The organism is Fulvivirga kasyanovii, from assembly GCF_009711405.1.
Lineage (GTDB): Bacteria > Bacteroidota > Bacteroidia > Cytophagales > Cyclobacteriaceae > Fulvivirga > Fulvivirga kasyanovii.
The window spans coordinates 1-215 of record NZ_SMLW01000007.1 but is presented as its reverse complement, the minus strand read 5'-3'; the positions used below and the strand labels follow the sequence as shown (position 1 = coordinate 215).

Annotated in this window: 1 protein-coding gene; it reads right to left on the bottom strand. The window is 50.2% G+C overall.

The window, feature by feature from the left end; all coding sequences use genetic code 11:
* Positions 1-215, bottom strand: a 215-nt coding sequence (locus E1163_RS29950; RefSeq protein WP_185155849.1) for a hypothetical protein, incomplete at both ends; no start/stop codon positions are given.

Sequence of the window (215 nt, the reverse complement as noted above, 5' to 3'; positions counted from 1 at the left end):
CCAAGCTCCAGCAACCTGTCCTGGATCAATATCACATCATCAGCATAGTTGATCTTCTCCCTTTGGAGCTCTTCCTTCTTCGAGTTACCGGAAGGCCTTCCTACTGATGAGCAGATCAGGGAGGTATCCATCTCAGGGGCAGCTTCTTTCTCTTCTATCGTGGTGGCTTGAGTTGCTATTTCAGGCAGCTCACCTTTGCCTCCAAACTCCTCCAG